The following is a 22,753-nucleotide window of genomic DNA, read 5'->3' on the forward strand; positions in this document are numbered from 1 at the left end:
ATCCGCCCTCGACCCCCACCACTGAGGACGGCCATGAAGAAGTCGCGCATCTGGCTCGGCGTCGGGATCGCGTTCGTCGTGCTCGTCGGCGCCGTGACCGGCACCGGCTGGTATCTCGCCCACCGGCTCGACCGTCAGGTCCGGACCGTCGATGTCTTCGCCGGGCTCGAGGAACGCCCCGAGGCAGCGGGCGACGCTGCGGGCGCCCTGAACATCCTGCTCCTCGGCACCGACGGGCGCACCGGCGGCAAGGCCACCACCGGCAGCGAGGCCACGGCGTCGTGGACGCCCGGCGAGCAGCGGGCCGACACGATGATGCTGCTGCACCTCAGCGCGGACCGCCGCTCCGCCTCGGTCGTCTCGATCCCCCGGGACTCCTGGGTACGGATCCCCGGGCACGGCAAGGCCAAGGTCAACGCCGCCTTCTCCCAGGGTGGACCGAGGCTCAGCGTGCAGACGGTCGAGAAGCTCACCGGCGTACGCATCGATCACGTCGCCTGGGTCGACTGGGCCGGCTTCGAGGAGATCGGCGACCTCCTCGGCGGCGTCGAGGTCTACATCCCCGAGACCGTCCACGACTCCGCACGCCACCGCACCTGGACCAAGGGCACCCACCTGCTCAGCGGTGAAGAGGCCCTCCTCTACGTACGCCAGCGCTACGGCCTCCCCGGCGGCGACCTGGACCGGGTGAAGCGCCAGCAGTACGTGCTCCGCTCCATCCTCCGTGGCCTGAGGCAGAGCGTCGACCCGAAGAACCCCAAGAAGGCCTACGATCTCCTCGACATCATCACCCGCCACCTCACCGTCGACTCCGGCTTCTCCGGCGGCGACCTTCGGGGTCTGGCCCTGGATCTCGCCCGGATGCCCTCGGAGGACCTGACGTTCTTCACTGCCCCTGTGGCCGGGTTGGGCAAGGAGGGTGCGCAGAGCGTTGTCCGTCTCGACAAGCGCGAGGGCCGCCGCTTGTGGGCGGCTATGCGTGAGGACGAGATGGATGCGTGGCTGGCTGAGAACCCTGAGCTAGTTACCGGCGGAACGGTCAGCTAGGGCGCTCTTTCGCGGGGCTGGTGGCCGCCGACCCTTTCGGGGAGGGTGGCTGGCCTACTCGGAGAAGATCTTGGACCTGGCGGCCGCACCGCAGCAGCGGCAAGACCAGAGGCTGCGCGAAGGCTCAGATCAGCGAGCGCCATATGGGCTCGGACGAATACGGGCACGGCGGCGCAGGCCGCCACCGATCAGCCGGTTCGGGTACGCCGAGTGAACCGGATCCGGCCGCTCGGAAGTCGCTCATAGCCGTAGTCGGGGTCATGGATCCGACGATGATCACTCGCACACAACAAGACCATGTTCGCCAGATCGGTTCGACCGCCTTCGGACCACGGTCTCAAGTGATGGGCCTCGGTCCAGGCCGCTGGAGCGTCGCAGTCTTCGGCTTGGCAGCACTTGTCGCGTAGCCGGAGCGCCTTGTGTTGGATTGGATACGCCAACCTTGCGGTGCGGCCGAAGTCGAGGATCTCAGAGTCGGTGCCCAACACCACCGGGACGAGGTCGGCGTTGCAGGCCATCCGGCGGGCCTCGGCGGCGGTGATCTGTTCGCCGTCGAATCCGAGGGCTGCGGTGCCGAGGTCCTTGCGGAGATCGTCGACACTCATCGTGATGAACATCGTGGTGCCGTGGCCGCCGTGGCGGGGCAACTGGTCGACGTCGTAGGTCTCGACCACGCGGGCAAACGCCTGGCCCAGCAGCCGGTCGTAGGGGGCCTTGCGGCCCTTGTCCTCGGCCGAGAGCTTCCTCGGCTGGGCCAACGAGTCCAGCAGGGTGCGGAGCCGCATCCCGATGGCACGGGAGACTCTGGCGTGGATGTCGATGGTGCCGTCGCCGTTGTCGCGGGAGGAGAAGAAGGTACGCCGCTGGGCGTGCTCCTCCTCCCGCTGCAAAGCCTTTGCCTCAGCCTGCTCGAACCGTTCAGGGTCGATCTCGGCGAGGATCCGTCGCCCCACGATCTTCAACTCGTTCGCCGTCAACCGGACCGCGTAGTCGACCAGCAGCTTCTCGGCCAGGATCAGGTCTTCGCCGCTGGCAGCGGGGTCGGCTTCGATGGCGTCGAGGGCTTGGGTGATCACCCGGGCCTTGTCCTGGGACACCACACCCTCAGCGAGACCAACGGCAACCTGCTCGTATTTCGCGACACCTGCGGCGAGCTTGATCTGGGATCGGGCAATGCCCTTGTCGACGAGCAGCTCGGTCCGCATCCACCCGGACACATCCTTGGCGCCGGTCTCCTCGGCGATATCGCCGGCCGTGGCGAGCACCCGGAGCTTCAACGCGGCCTGTTGGGCCTGGAGCTTCTCCAACCGTTCCAGGAGGTCTTTCTTCTGCCCGGTGCGCCAGTAGGCAGGATCGGTGGCCAACAGCTCCTCAAGGGCGGACTCGATGGCCTTCAAGGCAGCGTCGATCGCGTCGCCGGGGTTGGTGCCCCAGGTTTCGATCTCGCGGCCGAGACTCATCGCCGTCCCTCCCTTCAAAGAGGTGTTGTGATGGGTCTGATTCTACGCCTCCAGCCCTTCGCTGACTATCTATTTCCCCAGTTCAACCACTGTTTTCGCGGTGAGCGAACGACCTAGCATCTGTGGATGGTAAGTGGCCCGAAGGGCCACGCTTACGCCCTTCAACGCCAACTCAACGCGCACGAATCTCTCCGCGCCACACTCGGGCCGCCGCCCCGATAGCCAGCCAAATCTTTTCTCGACGGGGCCCGGTGTCAAGGACCGCGAAGCGGCCGGCGAAGCCGGCGGCCGAAGGCCGTCCTTTACTCCGGGGCCCGTCGAGAAGACCCTCGAAGAAAGGGTCGGCGGCCCACCCCGACCCCGAAGAAACAGTCAGCGAACGCCCGAAGCCCACCCAGCTACCGTGAGAAACATGCCGATCCCAGACTTCATCGTCGCCCTCCGCCGCAAGATAGGAACGGAGATGCTCTGGCTCCCCGGCGTAACAGCGGTAGTTCGAAGAGGCGACGAGATCCTCCTGGTCCAGCGCGCAGACAACCTGAGATGGACACCGATCACCGGGATCGTCGACCCAGGCGAACAGCCGGCGACGGCAGCGGTACGGGAGGCGAAGGAGGAGACCGGGGTCGACATCATGGTCGACCGGCTGGCGTCGGCGGGCGCGACGAGCCCGATGGTCTATCCCAACGGGGATCGCGCGGTCTACATGGACCTTACGTTCAGCTGCACCTGGCGCTCGGGCGAAGCGTACGTCGCCGATGATGAGTCGGCGGATGTCGGCTGGTTCCGCGTGGACCAGCTCCCGGAGATGGACCCGGAGCTCCAGGCGCGGGTCGACGCCGCTCTCTCCGACGAGGTCGAGGCCCGGTTCGTCGCACCCTAGCGCCCAGCGGCCGTCAGCCAGACGCTCGCAATCGGCTGTCGAGGACGTTCATGAGCTCTGCGACACGGTTCTTGCCGGCCGGTACGACCGGATAACGCGCGAGAACGTCGAGCAGCAACGGGCTCGCCCGCTCGACCGCACGGTCGAGGGACGCCACGGCAGCCCCAGGCTCGGAAAGCTCCGCGATCCGGGCGACGCTGGCCGCGGCACGCAGGATGTGCCCGACCTGAGCCGCATCGGCGAGCGGATGGAGGTAGGCGGCCGAGGCGGCGTCACCGGCGCTTCGGGCAGCCAGCCGAGCCGCCTCAGAAGGAGCCTCCTTGGCCGCCCGATGGGCATCCAAGGAGGTGACCCGCTGCAGCTTCGTACGTCTCGCACCACCGACGAACTCCCAGGCCGCATCCAGCGCCAGCCTCGGTCGAGGGTCGTCGGGGCAGGCCGCCTCGAACAGGGGCAGCACCTCGGCAGCGGTCTCCGCGACGTAGCGGGCGACGACCCGGAGCTCGTCGGTCGTCAGCTCGAAGTCGCCCGCCACGACGAAGCAGTATCAGGCGTGGCCGTCGAACATCGAGGTCACCGAGCCGTCCTCGAAGACCTCGCGGATCGCGCGGGCGAGCATAGGGGCGATGGAGAGCGTGGTGAGCTTGTCGAACTGCTTCTCCTCCGGCACCGGGAGGGTGTTGGTGATGACGACCTCGGTGGCGGTGGAGTTCTTCAGCCGGTCGACGGCGGGGTCGGAGAGGATCGCGTGGGTGGCGCAGATGATCACACCGGCGGCACCCTCGGCCATGAGCGCGTCAGCGGCCTTCACGATCGTGCCACCGGTGTCGATCATGTCGTCGGTGAGGATGCAGATGCGGTCCTTGACCTCACCCACGACGCGGTTGGCGACGGTCTCGTTGGGCCGGTTGATGTCGCGGGTCTTGTGGATGAACGCCAGCGGCGCCCCACCGAGCCGCGCCGCCCAGCGCTCGGCGACCTTGATCCGGCCTGCGTCGGGAGAGACGACGGCGAGCGGCTGGTTGCCGTACTTGTCCTTGATGTAGTCGGTCAGCAGCGGCAGCGCCATCAGGTGGTCGACGGGACCGTCGAAGTAGCCCTGGAGCTGGTCGGCGTGGAGGTCGACGGAGATGATCCGGTCAGCACCCGCGGTCTTGAACATGTCGGCGACCAGACGAGCCGAGATCGGCTCGCGACCGCGGTGCTTCTTGTCCTGGCGGGAGTAGCCCCAGAACGGCATCACGACGGTGATCCGCTTGGCCGAGGCGCGCTTCAGCGCGTCGACCATGATCAGGTGCTCCATGAGCCACTGGTTGATCGGCGCCGTGTGCGACTGGATGACGAACGCGTCCGAGCCGCGCACCGACTCCTCGTAGCGTACGTAGATCTCGGAGTTGGCGAAGTCGTAGGCCGAGGTGGGCGTCAGCTTCGTTCCCAGAAGGTCGGCGACCTCCTCGGCGAGGACCGGGTGAGCCCGGCCGCTGAAGAGCATCATCTGCTTCTCGGTGGTGCGCTTGGTCATCTGCTGGCTCCTACCCCCGGGGTCACTGCACTTGGATTCTCCATCAACTTCGCTGCCGGACCCAACCCCGGGGGTCACTCGCCTGTCGCCGAGGGTTCACCGAGGATGGGTACGCCCGACTCGAGTGCCTCCTCGGCCGCGGCCGCCTGCGCCGTGCCTGCCCTCTTCGCCAGCGCCCACCCCTCGATGATCCGCTGCTGACCTGCGGAGACTGCCAGCGCACCGGGCGGGACGTCCTCCCGGATGAGGGCCTCGCCACCGGTCGTCGCACCGTCTCCGACGACCACCGGGGCGACGAAGGTCACACCTGAGCCCGACTTCACGTGGCGTCCGATCCGGGTCTTGTGCTTGTTGATGCCGTCGTAGTTGGCGAAGATCGTGCCGGCCCCGATGTTGGTGCCCTCGCCGATCGTCGCGTCGCCGACGTAGGACAGGTGCGGCACCTTGGCGCCGGGCCCGATGGTCGAGTTCTTGACCTCGACGAAGCCGCCGATCTTGCCCTCCTCCCCGAGCACCGTGCCCGGGCGCAGGTAGGAGAACGGCCCGACGTTGGCACCGGGTCCGACGACGGCGAGCTCTGCCTGCGTACGCACCACCCGGGCGCCGTGGCCGACCTCGGTGTCCTTCAACGTGCAGTCGGGACCGACCACTGCGTCCTCGTCGATCCGGGTGGCACCGATGAGCTGGGTGCCGGGCAGGATGGTGACGTCGGGCGCGAGCTCGACGTCGGCGTCGATCCAGGTCGTGGCCGGGTCCATCACGGTGACCCCGTCCTTCATCCACCGGGTCACGATCCGATCGTTGAGGATCTTCCCGAGCGCGGCGAGCTGGGCCCGGTCGTTGGCGCCCTCGGCCTCGCTCACGTCGTCGAGGACGAACGCGTCCACCCCCAGCCCGTCCGAGACCGCCAGCGCGATCGCGTCGGTGAGGTAGAACTCCTTCTTGGCGTTGTCGTTGCCGATCCGCGGAAGCACCCCGGCCAGGAAGCCCCCGTCGAAGGCGATGATCCCCGAGTTGATCTCGTTGATCGCCCGCTCCTCGTCGGTCGCGTCCTTCTCCTCGACGATCCCGGTTACCCCGGCGTCTCCACGCAGGATCCGGCCGTAACCGAAGGGTTCCGGGACGATCCCGCTCAGGATCGTCGCGGCCCGGCCGGCGGCCTCGTGGTCGGCCACCAGCGCGCGCAGGGACTCACCACGCAGCAGGGGCGTGTCGCCGTACGTCACCAGAACCGTCCCGCCGGAGACCGCGCCGGCCTCGACCGCCACCCGCACGGCGTGCGCCGTGCCGAGCTGCTCGGTCTGGACCGCGATCACGGCCTCGGGCAGGATCTCGTTGATGTGGGGCTCGACCAGCTCCCGCTGGTGGCCCACGACGGCGACGACACGGGACGCCCCGGCCTCCGAGACCGCGGCCAGGACATGGCCCACGAGACTCCGGCCCGCGATCTGGTGGAGCATCTTGGGAGTCTTGGACTTCATCCGAGTGCCGCCGCCGGCGGCCAGCACGATCACGGTGAGCTCGCTCATGTTGGCTCAGTCTAGGCCGCCGCGCCCGGGCGCCGATCCGGGGTCAGCGGACCCGTTCCTCGGCCGCGTTGAGGACCCCGATGATCTGGTCGTAGTCGCCGCGTACCTCGGCGTAGCGCAGCAGCTTGACCTGCTCCACGAGCACCTCGTGGGCCTCGGGACCGGCCTTGAGAAGCGCCATCACCTCGTCGACGTACGCCTCGAGCGGCATCGCGTGCTCGGAGCTCTCGTGGCCCGGCATCAGGGCCGTCCGGACCGCCGGCGGGACGAGCTCGGTGACCTGGATCCCGATCGGCTCCAGCTGCATCCGGATCGACTCGGAGAGCATGTGGATCGCCGCCTTGGTGGCGTTGTAGGTGGGCGTGAACCGCAGCGGCGTGTGGGCCAGCCCCGAGGAGACGGTGAGGATCGTGGCGCCGGGACGCTCACGCAGCTGCGGCACGAGCGCGTCGATGAGCCGGATCGGACCGAGCACGTTGGTCACCACGGTCTCCTCGGCATCGGCGAGGAAGCCCGGCGTGGTCCAGTCCTCGGGGCGCATGATCCCGGCCATCGCGACGAGCACGTTCAGGTCCGGGAAGCGGCTGACCACGTCGGCGGTCGCCTCCGCTATCGAGTCGGCGTCGGCGGTGTCGATGCGGACGGTGTCGAAGCCGTGCACCTGGGCGAGCTCGGAGAGCAGGGACGTACGCCTGCCGCCGATGATGACGGTGTTGCCGCGCTCCTTCAGGCGCAGGGCGAGAGCTAGGCCGATCCCGGAGGTCGCTCCGGGGATGAAGATGGTGTTTCCGGTGATGTTCATGCCTCCACCCTGCGGCGGCGGATCCGTCGGCGGGAGAGACCTGGTGATCGTGGGATCGGCGGTCCCTGGCTGCGTACGAGCCCGACCCGCATCATGGATGCCATGGACCGCGCCTCCCTCGCCGACTTCCTCCGACGCCGCCGTGAGGCGCTCCGCCCGCAGGACGTCGGCCTGATCGCCGGACCCCGCCGGCGTACGCCCGGCCTGCGCCGCGAGGAGGTCGCTTCGCTGACCGGGATGTCGACCGACTACTACGTACGCCTCGAGCAGCAGCGCGGCCCGCAGCCCTCCGAGCAGATGCTCTCCGCGCTCGCCCGGGCGCTGCGCCTGACCGTCGACGAGCGCGACCACCTCTACCGGCTGGCCGGACACAACGCCCCTCGGCGTACGTTCGAGGACGGCCACGTCGCCCCGGCGCTGCTGCGCGTGCTGGACCGGCTCGAGGACACTCCGGCGATGATCATGTCCGCGCTCGGCGAGACCCTGGTCGCCAACCGGCTGGCGACCACGATCTTCGGGGACCGGCCGGCGCTGACCGGCTGGGACCGCTTCGAGGCCTACCGTTGGTTCACCGATCCCTCGACGCGAAGCGTCTACCCGCCGGACTACCACGTCACGCACGGCCGTGGCCTGGTGGCGAGCCTACGGATGGCACACGGAGCACTCGGCGAGCGCGGGCGCGCCGGCGAGCTCGTACGCCTCCTGCTCGCCAGGTCCGAGGAGTTCCGCGAGCTGTGGGAGCGGCACGAGGTCACCCACCGGTACGAGGACCACAAGACGCTGCTGCATCCGCAGGTCGGCCGCATCGACGTCGACTGCCAGGTGCTGTCCACCCAGGACCAGGGCCAGGCGCTGCTGGTGCTGACACCGGTGCCCGGCAGCGAGGCGGAGGAGAAGATCCGGCTGCTCGCGGTGCTCGGTCACGAGGAGTTCAGCGCGCCCTAAGAGACAACTTTCCCCAGATCGAGGACGAGGACGGCCATGTCGTCGGAGGGCGGCACTGCGGAGAAGTCGGCGACCGCCCGCAACAGCCGGTCGGCGACGACCTGCGCTCCCACGTCGATGCCCGTGGCGAGAACGGCCTCGACGCCAGCCTCCTCGAACATCGTGTCCCCGGCACGCCGCTCGAGGACGCCGTCGGTGACGACGACGAACCGGTCGCCCCGCTCCACCGTCACCTCCTCCTCGATGTAGTCGACCGCGTCGAGCACCCCGAGGAGCGCCTGCGACCGGCCGACCCGTCGGGCGGAGACGCCGGGCCGGGCACGGGTGACCAGGAACGGCGGCGGATGGCCGGCACAGACGAGCCGCACTCGGAAGCGGGACGCGGAGGTGACCTCGAGCGTGCCGCACACCAGCGTGATGAACCGGCCCCGCAGGCCCTCGTCGCTGATCGCGGAGTTGAGCCGCTCCAGGGTCGGCGCGATCGGGATGCCGGCCCGCATCAGCGCCCGCACCGTGTGCCGCGACATCCCGGCGACCGCGGCCGCCTCCGGCCCGACGCCGCACACGTCGCCCACCATGAAGCCCCAGCGCCCGGCGCCGAGCGCGAAGATGTCGTAGAAGTCGCCGCCGGCCTCGTTGAACTCCCCCGTCGGCTCGTAGCCGACCCCGATGTCGACGCCCGGGATCTCCGGCAGCACAGCCGGCAGCAGGCTGCGCTGCAGGGACCGACCGATCTCCTGGAGCTCGGTGTGGGCACGGGCGTTGTCGATGGCCAGCGCCGCCCGCCGGGCCACCGACTCCGCCACCATCAGGCGCTCGCGGCGCAGCGGCTCGCCGGCCGGGCGCCCGAGGGTGAGCCAGCCGATGACCCGGTTGCGGGCCTCCAGCGGGAGGATCGCGACCTCGCCGTCGAGGTCGGGCACGGCGGGCACCTCCGGGCCGTCCGGGGTGGCATCCTCCAAGGCGTCCCGCACCTCGTCGAGCTGATGCTCGTCGGCGTGCCAGGCGAACTGGAGCCGAGGATGGTCACGTACGTCGTTGAGGTAGATGCCGCACCAGGTCGCCAGCCGGGGCACGACGATCTGGCCGGTCATCGCGGTCGTCGTCTCCAGGTCCAGCGACCCGGCCAGCATCACGCTCGTCTCTCCCAGGAACGCGAGCCAGGCGCGCCGCTCACCGTCGGCAGCCCGCGTGGACGCCCGGTCGACGCTCGGCGCGGCCCAGTCCGCGACCCGCTGCAGCTCGGCGCCCTCCTCGGTCGCGAAGCTGCCCGGCTCCTTCTTCGCGACCGCCAAGCTGCCGATCACCCGGCCCTCGAAGGCCACCGGGGCGGTCACCAGCGAGCGCAGCTCGAGCCCTCGGAGCAGCTCGACCGGCGTGGCACGCAGGTCGCCGATCGCCAGCGGCCGGAACGAGGCTCGAAGGCTCGGCGCACCGCCCTCGCCACGGCGCACGCTCCTCCCCTTGATCGAGGTCGCCTCCCCGCTCGTCGCGGCCACCACGAACCGGTCCTCCATCTCGTCCTCGAGCAGGAGGTACGCAGCGTCGGAGTCGAACCGCTCCCGGGTCTGCTCCACCACGAGGTCGAGGATGTCGGCGAGAGCGAGCTGGTTGAGGGCGAGGCCACTCAGCCCCAGCGGATCCTGGCCGGGCGTGGCCACGCTCTCCCGGCGACGTACGTCCTGGCCCTCCGGGACTCCCCCGTTGGGCGCGTCCACGTCGAGGGTCGTCTCCACGAGCGCGAACGCGGCCCACACCCGCTTGTGGTCCCGGCGGTACTCCACCCCCCAGGCAGTCGCCAGCGCCGAGGTGATGAGCAGCCCGCGGCCGTGCTCGCCGGCCCCGGGCCGGGCGTTCGCACCGACCGGGAGCACCCGGGTCGGGTGCTGGTCGAAGACGTCGATGCGGAGCCGGTCCTCCTCGCGTACGACCGACACGGTCATGGGCGTGCCGGCATGGGTCACGGCGTTGGTCACCAGCTCGCTGGTCAGCAGGACGACGTCGTCGAGGAGGTCGTCGAGGCCCCATTCGGCAAGCACGTCGCGCGCGAAACGGCGCGCTTCTGAGACCGACGTCGGTGCCGGCTCGAAGGTTCGAGACAGTGTCTTGGCTCCGATACTCATGACCACCGCCGATTGTGCACCCCTTTGGCGCTGGTATGGCACTGATCACGGCAAGGTACCGGCAGGTAGGTCAAGGAATTACCAGAATCGGTGGTGAACGATCATTTGTGAGCCACGGCCAGCCGTGGAGTGCGACACTTCAGCAGACGCGCGGATCAGCGCGAGAGGAGGCAGGGATGCCCTCATCGACGGACTCATCGAGGTCGACCATGCTCCCCGGGCAGGTGGCCGTCGATCAGGTCACGCTGCGCCAGCTCAAGGACGCGATGACCGCGATGCGCGACGGCATCTTCACCGGCCGGCTCGAGCCTGTCGACGGGCCGCTCGGCGACCTCGCCTCCATCCACAACGAGATCGCCGAACGTCTGAACCATCTGACCGGCGAGATCGCGCGCGTGCGCCGCGAGGCGGGCCGCGACGGCCACCACGACGAACGGCTGCGGCCGAGCATCGGCGGCGGCGCCTGGGCCGGTGCCGTCGAGGACGCCAACAAGCTCGTCGCCGACCTGGCACGCCCGACCGCCGACGTCGCCCGGGTCGTAGCCGCCGTCTCCGCGGGCGACCTCACCCAGACGATGGACGTACGCCACGGCAGCCGCGCCCTCAAGGGCGACCCGCTGCTGGTCGCCAAGAGCGTGAACGGCCTGGTCGCCCAGCTCGCCACGATCACCGAGGAGATCGCCCGGGTCACCCGCGAGGTCGGCACCGAGGGCAAGCTCGGTGGCCGCGCCCGGGTGCGGAACGCCTCCGGCACCTGGCGCGACCTCGTCGACGCGGTCAACACGATGTCCTCGCGGCTGACCGCCCAGGTCCGCGACATCGCCGAGGTCACCACCGCCGTCGCCAACGGCGACCTGTCCCGCACGGTCACCATCGAGGTCTCCGGCGAGATGGCGCAGCTCAAGGACACCGTCGACCGGATGGTCGGCCAGCTGTCCTCGTTCGCCGCCGAGGTCACCCGCGTCGCCCGTGAGGTCGGCACCGAGGGCCGCCTCGGCGGCCAGGCCGACGTGCGCGGCGTCTCCGGCACCTGGCGCGACCTCACCGACTCGGTCAACACGATGGCCTCCAACCTGACCTCCCAGGTGCGCGGGATCTCCTCGGTCGCCAAGGCCGTCGCCCGCGGCGACCTGTCGCAGCAGATCACGGTCACCGCGCGCGGTGAGGTCGCCGAGCTCGCCGAGACGCTCAACTCGATGACCGCCACCCTGCAGACTTTCGCCGACGAGGTCACCCGTGTCGCCCGCGAGGTCGGCACCGAGGGCATCCTCGGAGGCCAGGCCGAGGTTCCCGGCGTCGCCGGCCGGTGGAAGGACCTCACCGACTCGGTGAACTCGATGGCGTCCAACCTGACCAACCAGGTCCGCGACATCGCCCAGGTCACCACCGCAGTGGCCGGCGGCGACCTGTCCCAGAAGATCACCGTCGACGTACGCGGCGAGCTCTACGAGCTCAAGACCACCGTCAACACCATGGTCGACCAGCTCTCCGCCTTCGCCGACGAGGTGACGCGTGTCGCCCGCGAGGTCGGCACCGAGGGCATGCTGGGCGGCCAGGCCGAGGTGCCGGGTGTCGGTGGCCGGTGGAAGGACCTCACCGACTCCGTCAACTCGATGGCGACGAACCTGACCAACCAGGTCCGCAACATCGCCCAGGTCACCACCGCAGTGGCCGGCGGCGACCTGTCCCAGAAGATCACCGTCGACGTACGCGGCGAGCTCGCCGAGCTCAAGACCACCGTCAACACGATGGTCGACCAACTCTCCGCCTTCGCCGACGAGGTCACCCGCGTCGCCCGCGAGGTCGGCGGCGAGGGTCAGCTCGGCGGCCAGGCCGCGGTGCCCGGCGTCTCCGGCACCTGGCGCGACCTGACCGACTCGGTGAACTTCATGGCCGGCACGCTGACCGCCCAGGTCCGAAACATCGCCCAGGTCACCACCGCGGTGGCCCGTGGCGACCTGAGCCGGCAGATCACCGTCGACGCCCGCGGCGAGATCCTCGAGCTCAAGTCGACCATCAACACCATGGTCGACCAGCTCTCCTCCTTCGCGGCGGAGGTCACCCGTGTGGCCCGCGAGGTCGGCACCGAGGGCAAGCTCGGCGGCCAGGCAGACGTGCACGACGTCTCGGGCACCTGGAAGGACCTCACCGACTCGGTGAACTCGATGGCCTCCAACCTGACCTCCCAGGTCCGCAACATCGCCCAGGTGACCACCGCGGTGGCCCGTGGCGACCTGACCCAGAAGATCACCGTCGACGCCCGCGGCGAGATCCTCGAGCTCAAGTCGACCATCAACACCATGGTCGACCAGCTCGGCTCGTTCGCCGACGAGGTCACCCGAGTCGCCCGCGAGGTCGGCACCGAGGGCGCGCTCGGTGGCCAGGCCCAGGTGCCGGGCGTCGCCGGCACCTGGCGCGACCTGACCGTCTCGGTGAACTCGATGGCCTCCAACCTGACCAACCAGGTCCGCAGCATCGCCCAGGTCTCCAAGGCGGTCTCGCAGGGCGACCTGTCGCAGAAGATCTCCATCGAGGCCCGCGGCGAGGTCGCCGCCCTGGCCGGCACCCTCAACGCGATGGTCGACACGCTGCGTACCTTCGCCGACGAGGTCACCCGTGTCGCCCGCGAGGTCGGCACCGAAGGATCGCTGGGCGGTCAGGCCCACGTACGCGGCGTGGCCGGCACCTGGAAGGACCTCACCGACTCGGTGAACTCGATGGCCTCCAACCTGACCTCCCAGGTCCGCAACATCGCCCAGGTCACCACCGCCGTGGCCCGTGGCGATCTGACCCAGAAGATCACCGTCGACGCCCGCGGCGAGATCCTCGAGCTCAAGTCCACGGTCAACACCATGGTCGACCAGCTCTCCTCCTTCGCCGACGAGGTCACTCGTGTCGCCCGCGAGGTCGGCACCGAGGGCAAGCTCGGTGGCCAGGCCGAGGTCGCCGACGTCTCCGGCACCTGGCGCGGACTGACGGAGAACGTCAACCAGCTCGCGTCGACGCTGACCACCCAGCTCCGCGCGATCGCCGAGGTCTCCGCTGCGGTGACCCAGGGCGACCTGAGCCGGCAGATCACCGTCGGGGCCGCCGGCGAGGTCGCCGACCTGAAGGACAACCTCAACGAGATGATCGACTCGCTGCGGGAGACCACCAGGGCCAACGAGGACCAGGACTGGCTCAAGACCAACCTGGCCCGGTTCACCGGCCACATGCAGGGCGGTCGGGACCTGCTCGAGGTCGCGAGGCTGATCGTCTCCGAGCTCACCCCGCTGGTCGGCGCGCAGCAGGGCTCGATCTTCCTCACCGACCAGACCTCCGAGCACGGCGGCCCCAAGGTCCTGCGCCGGATCGCCTCCTACGGCTACCAGCCCGGCCCAGACGTCCCCGATGTCTTCGCACTCGGCGAGGGACTGGTCGGGCAGGCGGCGTACGACCGTCAGCCGATCATCGTGCGCGACGTGCCGGCCGACTTCCTGCGGATCTCCTCGGGCCACGGGTCGGCGGCACCCACCTCGATCGTGGTGCTCCCGGTGGCGTTCGAGGAGAAGGTGATCGGTGTCGTCGAGCTGGCCTCGTTCCGGCCGTTCAGCGCCGTCCACATGCAGTTCCTCGAGCAGCTCGCCGAGTCGATCGGGGTCTCGCTCAACGCGATCATGGCCAGCTCGCGCACCGAGGAGCTGCTGGTCGAGTCGCAGCGTCTCGCCGGCGAGCTGCAGGACAAGCAGGACGAGGGCGAGCGTCAGCAGGTGGAGCTGCAGCAGACCAACGCCGCCCTCGAGGAGAAGGCGCGCCAGCTGGCCGACCAGAACCAGGCGATCGAGATCAAGAACCTCGAGATCGAGGACGCCCGGCGCGGCCTGGAGGAGCGCGCCGAGCAGCTCGCCCTCTCGTCCCGCTACAAGTCCGAGTTCCTGGCCAACATGTCGCACGAGCTGCGTACGCCGCTCAACTCGCTGCTCATCCTGGCCCGGCTGCTCTCCGACAACGTCGACGGCAACCTCAACTCCCGCCAGGTGGAGTACTCCCGCACCATCCACGGCGCCGGCACCGATCTCCTCCAGCTGATCAACGACATCCTCGACCTGTCCAAGGTCGAGGCGGGGAAGATGGACGTCCACGTCAGCGACGTCGCGGTGACCTCGGTGGTCGAGTACGTCGAGGCGACCTTCCGGCCGCTGACCGCTGAGAAGGACCTCGACTTCATCGTCAGCGTCGACCCCGACGTACCCCGGGTGCTCCGCTCGGACCAGCACCGGCTGCAGCAGGTGCTGCGCAACCTGCTCTCCAACGCGGTGAAGTTCACCGACGGCGGCGGGGTCCGGCTGCTGATCCGCAACGCCTCCGGCGAGCGCTTCTCGACGCCCAGCCTGCAGCAGGCCGATGCGGTGCTGGCGTTCTCGGTGGTCGACACCGGCATCGGCATCCCTCCGGAGAAGCTGAAGGTCATCTTCGAGGCGTTCCAGCAGGCCGACGGCACGATCAGCCGCAAGTTCGGCGGCACCGGCCTCGGCCTGTCGATCAGCCGCGAGGTCGCCCACCTCATCGGCGGCGAGATCCAGGTCAAGAGCGACCCCGGACACGGCAGCTCCTTCACGCTGTACGTCCCGAGGATCAGCGCCGGGACGATCGACGCCCAGACTCCGACGCCTGCCGTCGGCGAGCAGGTCTCATCGCTTCGTGCTCCCCTTCCGCAGGACGCGGCCGACCGCGGCGCCGACCAGGTCCTGCTGGTTGTCAGTGGCGGCAGCGACGAGTCCGGCCCTGGCACCAGCGCCGTCGTGGAGGCCCTGTTCGGCTCGGTCGACGAGGTCGAGACGGTCCTGGGCGCATCGCCCGACGAGGCTCACGCGGTCCTGGCCGACCGCGAGGTCGACTGTGTGGTCCTGGACCTTCCGCTGACAGAGGGTGGCTTCGACGTGCTCCGCTGGATGCGCACCCACAAGCGCACCAAGAACATCCCCGTCGTGCTGAGTAGGGTCGGCGAGGTGACCAAGGCTCAGCAGAGCCGCCTGGACAGGTACGCCCAGGCGATGACCCTCAAGACGCCGGCAACCACCGAGGAGGCGATCGACGACGTGAGCGTGCTGCTGGGCCGAACCGGTGTGCAGTCCCCCAGGACGTACGTTCCCGAGCCGGCCGACCCGAACGGCCAGTTCGTCGGTCGCAGGATCCTGATCGTCGACGACGACGTACGCAACGTCTTCGCGCTCACCAGCGCGCTCGAGCAGCACGGCATCGACGTCCTCTACGCGGAGTCCGGGGAGGCCGGGATCGAGGCGCTCCAGCGGGAGCCGGGCGTCGACCTCGTGCTGATGGACATCATGATGCCGGGCATGGACGGTCTGACCGCGATGCGCCTGATCCGCGACATCCCGCAGTTCAAGAGCCTGCCGATGATCGCGCTGACCGCGAAGGCGATGACCGGTGACCGCGAGGACAGCCTCGCCGCCGGTGCCTCGGAGTACATCACCAAACCGGTCGACGTCGCCGACCTGCTCTCGCTGTTCCGGTTGTGGCTGTCATGAGCGAGCGCCAGCGAGCGACAGCAGGCCTCAGGCCGCCGCTTCCGTACGCTCTGCCTTTCAATACGGAGGCGGCGGCATGAGTGATCGCCATCAGGGGACGGCGAAGATCCTGCTCGTCGACGACCGTGCCGCCAACCTGGTCGCGCTCGAGGCGATCCTCGGCTCGCTCAACGAGACCCTCGTCCGCGCGGGGTCCGGCGAGGACGCCCTACGCGCCCTGCTCCACGACGACTTCGCGCTGATCCTGCTGGACGCGCAGATGCCGGGGATGGACGGCTTCGAGACGGCCACCCGCATCAAGGCGCGCGAACGCACCAAGGACGTCCCGATCATCTTCCTGACCGCGAACGACTTCGACACCCACCTCGCCTATCGCGGATATGCGACCGGCGCCGCCGACTTCCTCGCCAAGCCGTTCGACCCGTGGCTCCTGCGGGCGAAGGTGCAGGTCTTCGTCGACCTCTGGCACGCCAGCCGCAAGCTCAGCGCCCAGGCCGAACTGCTGCGTCGGTCCCTGGACGAGCGAGCCGCCCAGCCCGGCCGGGTCGACGTCGACGTGGTCGCCGATCTCCGGTCCCGGCTCGCGGGAGTCGAGGAGGCCGTGGCCGAGCTCGACACCGGCGGTGACATCGGCCTCGGTGGCGATGCCCGCCGCCGCCTCGGAAATCGGCTCGACGACCTCAGACAGGCGCTCGACGCGCTGGGCTGAGGCCGGACGGTGTCAGATCAGATCTTCGCCCGGTAGGCGGCGAGGACCTGCTCCGCCTTCTCCTTGTCGGCGTCCTGCAGCGGGATCAGCAGCTCGGCGACCACGTCGGTCAGCTCGGCGACGCGCCGGTTGAGCTGGCGCTGCTCCTGCACCTCGGCCTCGAGCGCCTCGATGCGGCGCACCAGCGAGGCACGCGTACGGGCCGCGTCGCGGGCGCCGCGGGCGATGTTCTTGATGCCGATTTCGTCGGACATGTCAGTTTCCTTCTGCACGGTGCTGCGTCAGATTTTTGGGAGACGGCCAGGAGGCGCGCAGCCGCGCGACGCCCGGCAGCGGGTTGCCGAGCATGTCCTGGCCTTCGTTGATCCCGAGGTGCTCGACCACCCCGCCGGCAGCCTCGATCTCGGCCTGGACGAGGGCGGGGTCGACGCGGCGTACGAGGCCTTCGGGCTGCGGCTCGGGAAGGTTCTCACCGGTGACCGCGAACTCGAGGTAGAGCTTGCCGCCACCGGGACGAAGCGCCATCTTCGCCAGCATCCAGAGCTGGCTCCGGGCCGCGCCGTCGAGGCAGCCGATCAGGTCTCGGGCGTAGAGATGGTGGGGGTCGCGGGCCAGCCGCGCACCCAGCGTCAGCGTCGAACGCAGCTCGCCGAGGATGAGCTGCTCGGAGACCAGCGGGAGCTTGTGGCGCTCGGCCCTGCGGCGTACGGCGGCCACCGCGGCACGGGAGAAGTCCACCGAGTGCACCTGGTGGCCCTTGCGGGCGAAGAAGCGACCGTCCCGCCCGATCGCGCCGGCGCCGATGTCGACCACCTTCGCGTCCTCGGGTAGCTGCTTGAGGACCCACGCACCGAAGGCCGACTGCTTGCTCTCGAGCTCCTTGCCGTGGGTGTTGTGGAACTCGGTCCAGAACCCCATGTCGGTGCGGAATCCGCGCAGCCAGCCGTCCAGACGACGTACGCCGGCCGGCGGGTCGGCGTACTTGAACGACGGGTCCGGGGTGCGCCACTTCGGGCCGTAGATGAAGGCCAGCATCTCCTCGGGCTCGGCGGGAGCCGGGAAGTCGTAGCCGTGCAGGTTGATCGTCGAGACCGGCACGATCGCCTCGCGGCGCAGCCGTCCGGAGCGGTTGCCGAGCTGGTAGAAGACCGGCTCGCCGTCCTTGTCGGGCACGTAGAACGCCACGAAGATGTCGATGTGCACCTTGCGGCCGTCCGAGACCTGGTGCAGCACCTTGATGTCGCCGCCGGACATCCGCAGGACGTTCCAGCCGCGCTCGCGCATGGTGCGCTCGATGGCGTACGACTCGGAGATGATCTCGGCAGGAACGGTGTGCTTGGAGAGGTAGCAGACGTCGGTGTCGGAGTCGTGACCGAGCATCCGGCCCTCGCGGATCGCGCCCAGGAGCGCGCCGTAGTTGAGGTACGCCTCGACGCCGACCACGTCGCGGAGGTCGGCGAGGACACGCTGGGTGCCGTCGAGGATCTCTTCGCGGATGCTTTCGTCGGTGGCCTCGAACGAGCGGGTCAGGTGGCCGACCTTGTCGACGCTGAGCGGGTTGCCGCTGCCGTCGACGATCGAGATGTTGCCCTCACCGGAGCCGAGGACGACCTTGTCCTCGAAGAGCACCTCGCCCTCGTAGTCGGCAATGGTGATCGTCGCGGCGCCGTCCAGGAACCGGGTGAGCACGGTGGGCCACGGCACCATGGTGCCTCCGTCGACCGGGTGGCCGTCGCGCTCGGGCGTGAGGGACCATACGTACTGGCCGTCGACGGAGAGAATCAGGACCGGCGTCGAGGAGTCCCGGACGAGGACCCCTTCGTCAGAGATCTCGAACTGTCCGCCAGGAGTGGGGGCACTGCCGGTCACGAGACCTGGGCATCCTCTCGCGCGATGGCCTTCCGCAGAGCGGTGCTGCTGGTCTGGAGGGTGTAGGGGAAGTAGACGACCTCGACACCGACCGACGCCATCTTCTTCTCGAGCGCGTCGCCCTTCTCGGTGCCCTTCCAGTCATCGCCCTTGAAGAGGTGGGTGAACCCGACCTCGCGCCAGGAGTCGACCTTGTCGGTGGTGCGCTCGGCGTAGACAGCGTCCACGATTCCGATCGCCTCGACGATCTCGAGCCTCTCGACGAGCGGGACGGTCGGGATGATCCCCTTGGTCGTCTCGCAGACCTCGTCGGAGACCACACCCGCGATCAACGTGTCGCAGCGCTCTCGCGCCTGGCGCAGCATGTTGAGGTGACCGATGTGGAAGAGATCGAACACGCCAGGTACGTAACCGATGACCGGTCCCATGCCCACGCTTCCTCCAAGTGTTTGTCGATTAGTTTGGGCGACTTTACACCCTGCTCCCCCACGACCTTGATACAGGCCAGTATCCATGTCTCCCTGTGCATCTCCGGAATCACCAGCGCGACACGCGGACGTCCACAGGAAGCCCGGCGACCTTACACGAAGATGAACGGCGCGTGGCCATCAATGACGACGGCCGGGGTCAGCCGGGCGGCATGACCCCGAGGACGACGAGCAGTCCGGGAAGGCCGAGGAACAGCAGACCGAGCAGGACCGGACCACCGAGCACGCCCAGGAGAACGGTGACCTTCGAGACGGCCTGCCGCCGCAGGTAGGACACGGCGAGCACCCCGAATCCCGCGGCCGAGACGACCGATCCGAGGAGGTACGCCACCGAGCGGAGGCCGAGGTCAGCCGGGTCGCCGCTCGTTCCCAGCAGGATCGCGCCGGCCTCCACCGTGCTGCCGACCGCGTCGAGCGCGAGCGTCGCGAAGGCACCCCAGAGAAGCACCGACATGGCCCATGGCGTCACGAACCGGACCGGGCGTGCGGCCACCGACAGCAGAGCCACCGCGGCGCCCAGCACCTTCAGGCCCGTGACGGTCCAGTTCATGACCGAGAGCCCGGTGGCGTACTCGGCATAGCGGCCCTCGGCGAACCGATCGGTGGCCTCGAAGACCACGTTCACCCCGGCGAACGCCAGACAGCCCAACGCCATCAGCACGGCGATGGCAACGACGGCAGGGCTTGCGGCCCGCGCCGCGGGCGCCACCGGTCCCTTCTGGCTCGCGAGAGTCGTCATGCTCTCGACGCTATTGACCTCGGCGCGGCGAGAGCATCGGGGAATCCCCTAACTGAACCCGGGTTTTAGGTGCCGTCGACGACGTCGTCGAGCGCGCTACGGTCGGTTCATGGATGTCGTCGAGATCGACGGGTTGCGCATCGCCTGCCGGCGCGCCGGGAACGGTCCCGCGGTCGTCTTCGTCCACGGCGGCGCCGAGGACGGCCGCGCCTGGACACCACAGCTCGACGCGCTCTCGGACGAGTTCACCGTCATCGCGTGGGACGAACCAGGCGCCGGCGGCTCCGGCGACGTGCCCGCAGGTTTCGCGCTGAGCGACTACGCAGACCACCTTGCCGGACTGATCCGCGCCCTGGACATCTCTCCGTGCACCCTCGTCGGGCTGTCCTGGGGAGTGACCGTCATCCTCGAGCTCTACCGACGCCACCCTGCGGTGGCGCGAAGCCTGGTGCTCGCCGACGGCTACGCCGGCTGGCGCGGCTCCCTCGGACCCGACGAGGCCGACGCCCGCCTCGCAGGCCTGCTCGACCAGCCGGAGGGCAGCTTCGACCCGACCCTTCCGGGCCTCTTCGCCGGCCCTCCGCCGCCGAAGTTCGTCCCCCTGCTGGAGGCGATGGCAGCCGACGTACGCCGCCACAGCATGCTGACTGCCCTGACCGCGATGGCCCGGGCCGATCTGACCGACGTACTCGGGACGATCCAGGTGCCCACACGGCTCATCTGGGGCGCGCTCGACGTACGGTCGCCTCTATCGGTCGCCCAAGAGTTCGAGCGCCAGATCCAAGGCGCCACCCTCGCCGTCATCCCCCGCTGCGGCCACGTCAGCAACCTCGAGGCTCCGCAGGCGTTCAACGACATCCTCCGCAGCTTCCTCCGCCGCCACGCTACGTGAGCCGCACTCACACTCGAGATGCTCCTCGCTGGAGCCATTCGAGAATCAGGCGGGTGGTCTCCTCCGGCAGCTCCTGCTGGATCCAGTGGCCGCAGTTCAGCTCCACGACCTCGACGCGCGGCACGAACTTCTCGAGGTTCGGCGCCCTCATGACCGTGTCACGTGAGCCGTAGATCATCAGTGCCTGCTGGTGGACGATCGGGTCGACGTCCTCCATCAGCTCCCAGTTGCGGTCCACGTTGCGGTACCAGTTCACGCTCGAAGTGAAGCCCGATGCCTCGAATGCGTCGATGAACACCGCCAGTTCCCCGTCCCTCATCACAGGCTCTCCGCGTGGAGCCTCGGCGTGGGCCAGGTTGATGAGGGGCATGCCCGGCTCCGGCTCGGCCGTGGGCTCGTTCTTGCGGTACAGGTTGCGCAGGAACTGGCGGGCGTTCGCGTCGAACACGGCGTCGGCCACCCCCGGCTGGCGGTTGAAGTGGACGAAGTACGAGTCGCTACCGACGATCGCCTCGATGAACGCGAGGGGCGGCGCTCCACACCACGTTCGCGCCCCAGTCATGGCCAACGAACGCGGCGTCCTCGTATCCGAAGTGATCCAGCAGACCGACGTGGTCGTCGCACAGATGCACGATGTCGTAGTCGGAGACCTCGGCGGGGCGAGACGAGTTGCCGTAGCCGCGCTGGTTGGGAGCGATGACGTGGTAGCCGGCTGCGGCGAGCGCACCCATCTGATGGCGCCACGAGAAGGCCAGCTCCGGCCAGCCATGGCAGAGGACGATGGGTTTGCCGGCGTTCTCCTGGCCCGCCTCGAAGACTTCGAGCTCGATCCCGTTGACGGCGATCATGCTCGGCTCGGGAAAGTCGATGGGTTCTGACATTGCGATGTCCTTTCAGCCACATGCCGATGCGCGGTGTGGCGATCGGTTGATGTGACCGTAGAAGCCATCGCGGACAGGAACCGTCCTCAATGCTTGATCACGTTCCCGGTTCACCCTTGGCGGGTGAACCGGCAGTCACCAGGGGCGGGCAGATTTCGGACCGTGAACTCCGAGACAGTGAACGTCGACAACTTTGCCCGCGCCGAGACGCACAGGATGTTCGCTGCCCTGCAGACCCGGGGTGCGACCAACGAGCTGGTGCATGTCCGCGCCCCCGAGTCACTCGATGAGCAGCCCGTCATCAGGCAGAACCGAGACACGCTCTACTCCAGCGCGATCGTGGACATCTCCAGCGGTGCCGCCCTGACGCTTCCCGACAGCCGCGGGCGCTACATGTCGGTGATGGTCGTCAACGAGGACCACTACATCAACCGGATCCTTCACGAGCCCGGCACCCACGAGCTCTCGGTGGCTGACTACGACACGGACTATGTCCTGATCGCCGTGCGGACGCTGGTCGACCCAAACGACCCCGCCGACATCGCCGCGGTCAACGCCCTCCAGGACGAGATACAGCTCAAAGCCACCTCCGACCGAGCATTCGTCGCAGCCGACTTCGACAAGGCCTCGCTCGACTCGACCCGCTCGGCGCTGCTCGAGCTCGCCCGCGGCCTGCCCCGCTACGACCGGGCATTCGGCCGCAAGGAGGATGTCGACCCCGTCCGACACCTGCTCGGCACCGCGGCTGGCTGGGGCGGTCTGCCCGAACAGGAAGCGTTCTACCTCAACGTCGAGCCCGGCCTTCCCATCGGCAACTACGAGCTGCGCATAGGTGAGGTGCCGGTCGACGCGTTCTGGTCGATCTCGGTCTACAACGTGGCCGGGTACTTCGAGCAGGTCGGGGACGCGGAGGTCAGCCTCAACAGCGTCACCGCACAGCGGGACAACGACGGCTCGATCACCGTTCGGTTCGGCACCGCGGCAGGCCCGAACACCCTCGGCGTCATGGACGGCTGGAACTACATCGTCCGCCTCTACCGCCCGCACCCCGCCGTCCTCAACGGCACCTGGACATTCCCCGGCCTGGGCAAGTAGCCGTACCGGGCGACCCACGCCGAGCAACCAGGGATCGGGGACCGTTTCCGGTTCGCCATGCGCCATCCTCGTGTGCCATCCGGCGGGAACGAACCCCGCCCTGATCTGCCAGAGTGCAGGTCAAGGCTGGCTTTCGGCTCCCCGGGTAGGAGTCGAACCTACGTCGCTAGTCCTGATTCAAAGTCAGGCGGGCCCTGCCGGCAGACCAACCGGGGAACGTACGTCGAAACGCACGGGACAA

The 22,753-nt window shown here is 68.9% G+C and carries 19 protein-coding genes and 1 tRNA gene; 7 read left to right on the plus strand and 13 right to left on the minus strand.

The features are described from left to right. The first annotated feature begins 33 nt into the window (after positions 1-33). Positions 34-1,047, plus strand: coding sequence for an LCP family protein (locus OG801_RS09790; RefSeq protein WP_406035513.1), 1,014 nt, complete (start codon positions 34-36; stop codon positions 1,045-1,047). Positions 1,048-1,235: 188 nt separating this feature from the next. Here the strand turns inward: OG801_RS09790 and OG801_RS09795 are convergent, their stop codons facing one another. After that, the gene (locus tag OG801_RS09795) at positions 1,236-2,507 is read right to left on the minus strand and encodes a DUF222 domain-containing protein (RefSeq protein WP_406035515.1); all 1,272 of its coding nucleotides are present in this window, start codon (positions 2,505-2,507) and stop codon (positions 1,236-1,238) included. Positions 2,508-2,919: 412 nt separating this feature from the next. Between OG801_RS09795 and OG801_RS09800 the strand changes: the two genes are divergently transcribed. Further along, positions 2,920-3,390, plus strand: coding sequence for an NUDIX hydrolase (locus OG801_RS09800; RefSeq protein ID WP_406035517.1), 471 nt, complete (start codon positions 2,920-2,922; stop codon positions 3,388-3,390). A 13-nt stretch (positions 3,391-3,403) separates the two neighbouring features. Here OG801_RS09800 and OG801_RS09805 read toward each other — a convergent pair whose 3' ends face one another. From OG801_RS09805 to OG801_RS09820, 4 genes are all read right to left on the minus strand, one after another. Beyond that, positions 3,404-3,925, minus strand: coding sequence for a putative immunity protein (locus tag OG801_RS09805; protein WP_406035519.1), 522 nt, complete (start codon positions 3,923-3,925; stop codon positions 3,404-3,406). Positions 3,926-3,937: 12 nt separating this feature from the next. Then, complete coding sequence (locus tag OG801_RS09810) at positions 3,938-4,912, minus strand: ribose-phosphate diphosphokinase (protein ID WP_350660453.1); 975 nt, start codon at positions 4,910-4,912, stop codon at positions 3,938-3,940. Positions 4,913-4,986: 74 nt separating this feature from the next. Then, positions 4,987-6,441, minus strand: coding sequence for a bifunctional UDP-N-acetylglucosamine diphosphorylase/glucosamine-1-phosphate N-acetyltransferase GlmU (gene glmU, locus OG801_RS09815; protein WP_406035521.1), 1,455 nt, complete (start codon positions 6,439-6,441; stop codon positions 4,987-4,989). A gap of 43 nt (positions 6,442-6,484) precedes the next feature. Then, positions 6,485-7,243: an SDR family oxidoreductase gene (locus OG801_RS09820; RefSeq protein ID WP_406035522.1), complete on the minus strand. Its 759-nt coding sequence runs from the start codon at positions 7,241-7,243 to the stop codon at positions 6,485-6,487. A 102-nt stretch (positions 7,244-7,345) separates the two neighbouring features. On the opposite strand from OG801_RS09820, the gene OG801_RS09825 reads away from it, so the two are divergent. After that, positions 7,346-8,188, plus strand: coding sequence for a helix-turn-helix transcriptional regulator (locus tag OG801_RS09825; RefSeq protein WP_406035524.1), 843 nt, complete (start codon positions 7,346-7,348; stop codon positions 8,186-8,188). Here OG801_RS09825 and OG801_RS09830 read toward each other — a convergent pair. Beyond that, entirely contained in the window at positions 8,185-10,311 is a 2,127-nt protein-coding gene (locus OG801_RS09830) for a SpoIIE family protein phosphatase (protein WP_406035526.1), read from the minus strand. The two genes, OG801_RS09825 and OG801_RS09830, sit on opposite strands and share 4 nt — an antisense overlap. Before the next feature lie 176 nt (positions 10,312-10,487). Here OG801_RS09830 and OG801_RS09835 point away from each other — a divergent pair, with 176 nt between their 5' ends. Then, positions 10,488-15,839, plus strand: a complete 5,352-nt coding sequence (locus OG801_RS09835; protein ID WP_406035528.1) for a HAMP domain-containing protein — start codon at positions 10,488-10,490, stop codon at positions 15,837-15,839. 76 nt (positions 15,840-15,915) lie between these two features. After that, positions 15,916-16,548, plus strand: coding sequence for a response regulator (locus OG801_RS09840; RefSeq protein ID WP_355017842.1), 633 nt, complete (start codon positions 15,916-15,918; stop codon positions 16,546-16,548). A 17-nt stretch (positions 16,549-16,565) separates the two neighbouring features. Here the strand turns inward: OG801_RS09840 and OG801_RS09845 are convergent, their stop codons facing one another. From OG801_RS09845 to OG801_RS09860, 4 genes are all read right to left on the minus strand, one after another. After that, positions 16,566-16,802: a DUF6752 domain-containing protein gene (locus tag OG801_RS09845; RefSeq protein ID WP_355017841.1), complete on the minus strand. Its 237-nt coding sequence runs from the start codon at positions 16,800-16,802 to the stop codon at positions 16,566-16,568. A 1-nt stretch (position 16,803) separates the two neighbouring features. After that, the gene (locus tag OG801_RS09850; protein ID WP_406035530.1) at positions 16,804-18,417 is read right to left on the minus strand and encodes a class I SAM-dependent methyltransferase; all 1,614 of its coding nucleotides are present in this window, start codon (positions 18,415-18,417) and stop codon (positions 16,804-16,806) included. Next, a complete protein-coding gene (locus OG801_RS09855) occupies positions 18,414-18,845 on the minus strand; it encodes an adenylyltransferase/cytidyltransferase family protein (RefSeq protein WP_141806140.1) in 432 nt (143 codons plus the stop codon). The genes OG801_RS09850 and OG801_RS09855 overlap by 4 nt, the downstream gene beginning before the upstream one ends. A gap of 199 nt (positions 18,846-19,044) precedes the next feature. Continuing rightward, complete coding sequence (locus OG801_RS09860) at positions 19,045-19,644, minus strand: hypothetical protein (RefSeq protein WP_406035532.1); 600 nt, start codon at positions 19,642-19,644, stop codon at positions 19,045-19,047. Between the two features lie 109 nt (positions 19,645-19,753). Here OG801_RS09860 and OG801_RS09865 point away from each other — a divergent pair, with 109 nt between their 5' ends. After that, entirely contained in the window at positions 19,754-20,536 is a 783-nt protein-coding gene (locus tag OG801_RS09865) for an alpha/beta fold hydrolase (RefSeq protein ID WP_406035534.1), read from the plus strand. A 7-nt stretch (positions 20,537-20,543) separates the two neighbouring features. On the opposite strand, the gene OG801_RS09870 is transcribed toward OG801_RS09865, so the two are convergent. Beyond that, the gene (locus OG801_RS09870) at positions 20,544-21,098 is read right to left on the minus strand and encodes an alpha/beta fold hydrolase (protein WP_406035536.1); all 555 of its coding nucleotides are present in this window, start codon (positions 21,096-21,098) and stop codon (positions 20,544-20,546) included. Further along, on the minus strand, positions 21,034-21,417 hold the full coding sequence (locus OG801_RS09875) for an alpha/beta fold hydrolase (RefSeq protein WP_406035538.1): 384 nt from the start codon (positions 21,415-21,417) through the stop codon (positions 21,034-21,036). The genes OG801_RS09870 and OG801_RS09875 overlap by 65 nt, the downstream gene beginning before the upstream one ends. 162 nt (positions 21,418-21,579) lie before the next feature. Here OG801_RS09875 and OG801_RS09880 point away from each other — a divergent pair, with 162 nt between their 5' ends. After that, positions 21,580-22,512: a DUF1254 domain-containing protein gene (locus tag OG801_RS09880; RefSeq protein WP_355017835.1), complete on the plus strand. Its 933-nt coding sequence runs from the start codon at positions 21,580-21,582 to the stop codon at positions 22,510-22,512. A gap of 137 nt (positions 22,513-22,649) precedes the next feature. Here the strand turns inward: OG801_RS09880 and OG801_RS09885 are convergent. Beyond that, a tRNA-Gln gene (locus OG801_RS09885) sits at positions 22,650-22,728 on the minus strand. Between the last annotated feature and the right edge of the window lie 25 nt (positions 22,729-22,753).

It is taken from the genome of Nocardioides sp. NBC_00163 (genome assembly GCF_045206295.1).
Classification (GTDB): Bacteria; Actinomycetota; Actinomycetes; order Propionibacteriales; family Nocardioidaceae; genus Nocardioides.

Bases quoted from the DNA above. Each gene is read 5' to 3' on its own strand.
- OG801_RS09840 (WP_355017842.1), top strand. From the start codon at position 15,916: ATGAGTGATCGCCATCAGGGGACGGCGAAGATCCTGCTCGTCGACGAC.
- OG801_RS09845 (WP_355017841.1), bottom strand. From the start codon at position 16,802: ATGTCCGACGAAATCGGCATCAAGAACATCGCCCGCGGCGCCCGCGAC.
- OG801_RS09820 (WP_406035522.1), bottom strand. From the start codon at position 7,243: ATGAACATCACCGGAAACACCATCTTCATCCCCGGAGCGACCTCCGGG.
- OG801_RS09865 (WP_406035534.1), top strand. From the start codon at position 19,754: ATGGATGTCGTCGAGATCGACGGGTTGCGCATCGCCTGCCGGCGCGCC.
- OG801_RS09825 (WP_406035524.1), top strand. From the start codon at position 7,346: ATGGACCGCGCCTCCCTCGCCGACTTCCTCCGACGCCGCCGTGAGGCG.
- OG801_RS09800 (WP_406035517.1), top strand. From the start codon at position 2,920: ATGCCGATCCCAGACTTCATCGTCGCCCTCCGCCGCAAGATAGGAACG.
- OG801_RS09835 (WP_406035528.1), top strand. From the start codon at position 10,488: ATGCCCTCATCGACGGACTCATCGAGGTCGACCATGCTCCCCGGGCAG.
- glmU (WP_406035521.1), bottom strand. From the start codon at position 6,441: ATGAGCGAGCTCACCGTGATCGTGCTGGCCGCCGGCGGCGGCACTCGG.
- OG801_RS09795 (WP_406035515.1), bottom strand. From the start codon at position 2,507: ATGAGTCTCGGCCGCGAGATCGAAACCTGGGGCACCAACCCCGGCGAC.
- OG801_RS09860 (WP_406035532.1), bottom strand. From the start codon at position 19,644: ATGACGACTCTCGCGAGCCAGAAGGGACCGGTGGCGCCCGCGGCGCGG.
- OG801_RS09810 (WP_350660453.1), bottom strand. From the start codon at position 4,912: ATGACCAAGCGCACCACCGAGAAGCAGATGATGCTCTTCAGCGGCCGG.
- OG801_RS09875 (WP_406035538.1), bottom strand. From the start codon at position 21,417: ATGTCAGAACCCATCGACTTTCCCGAGCCGAGCATGATCGCCGTCAAC.
- OG801_RS09830 (WP_406035526.1), bottom strand. From the start codon at position 10,311: ATGAGTATCGGAGCCAAGACACTGTCTCGAACCTTCGAGCCGGCACCG.
- OG801_RS09855 (WP_141806140.1), bottom strand. From the start codon at position 18,845: ATGGGACCGGTCATCGGTTACGTACCTGGCGTGTTCGATCTCTTCCAC.
- OG801_RS09790 (WP_406035513.1), top strand. From the start codon at position 34: ATGAAGAAGTCGCGCATCTGGCTCGGCGTCGGGATCGCGTTCGTCGTG.
- OG801_RS09870 (WP_406035536.1), bottom strand. From the start codon at position 21,098: ATGACTGGGGCGCGAACGTGGTGTGGAGCGCCGCCCCTCGCGTTCATC.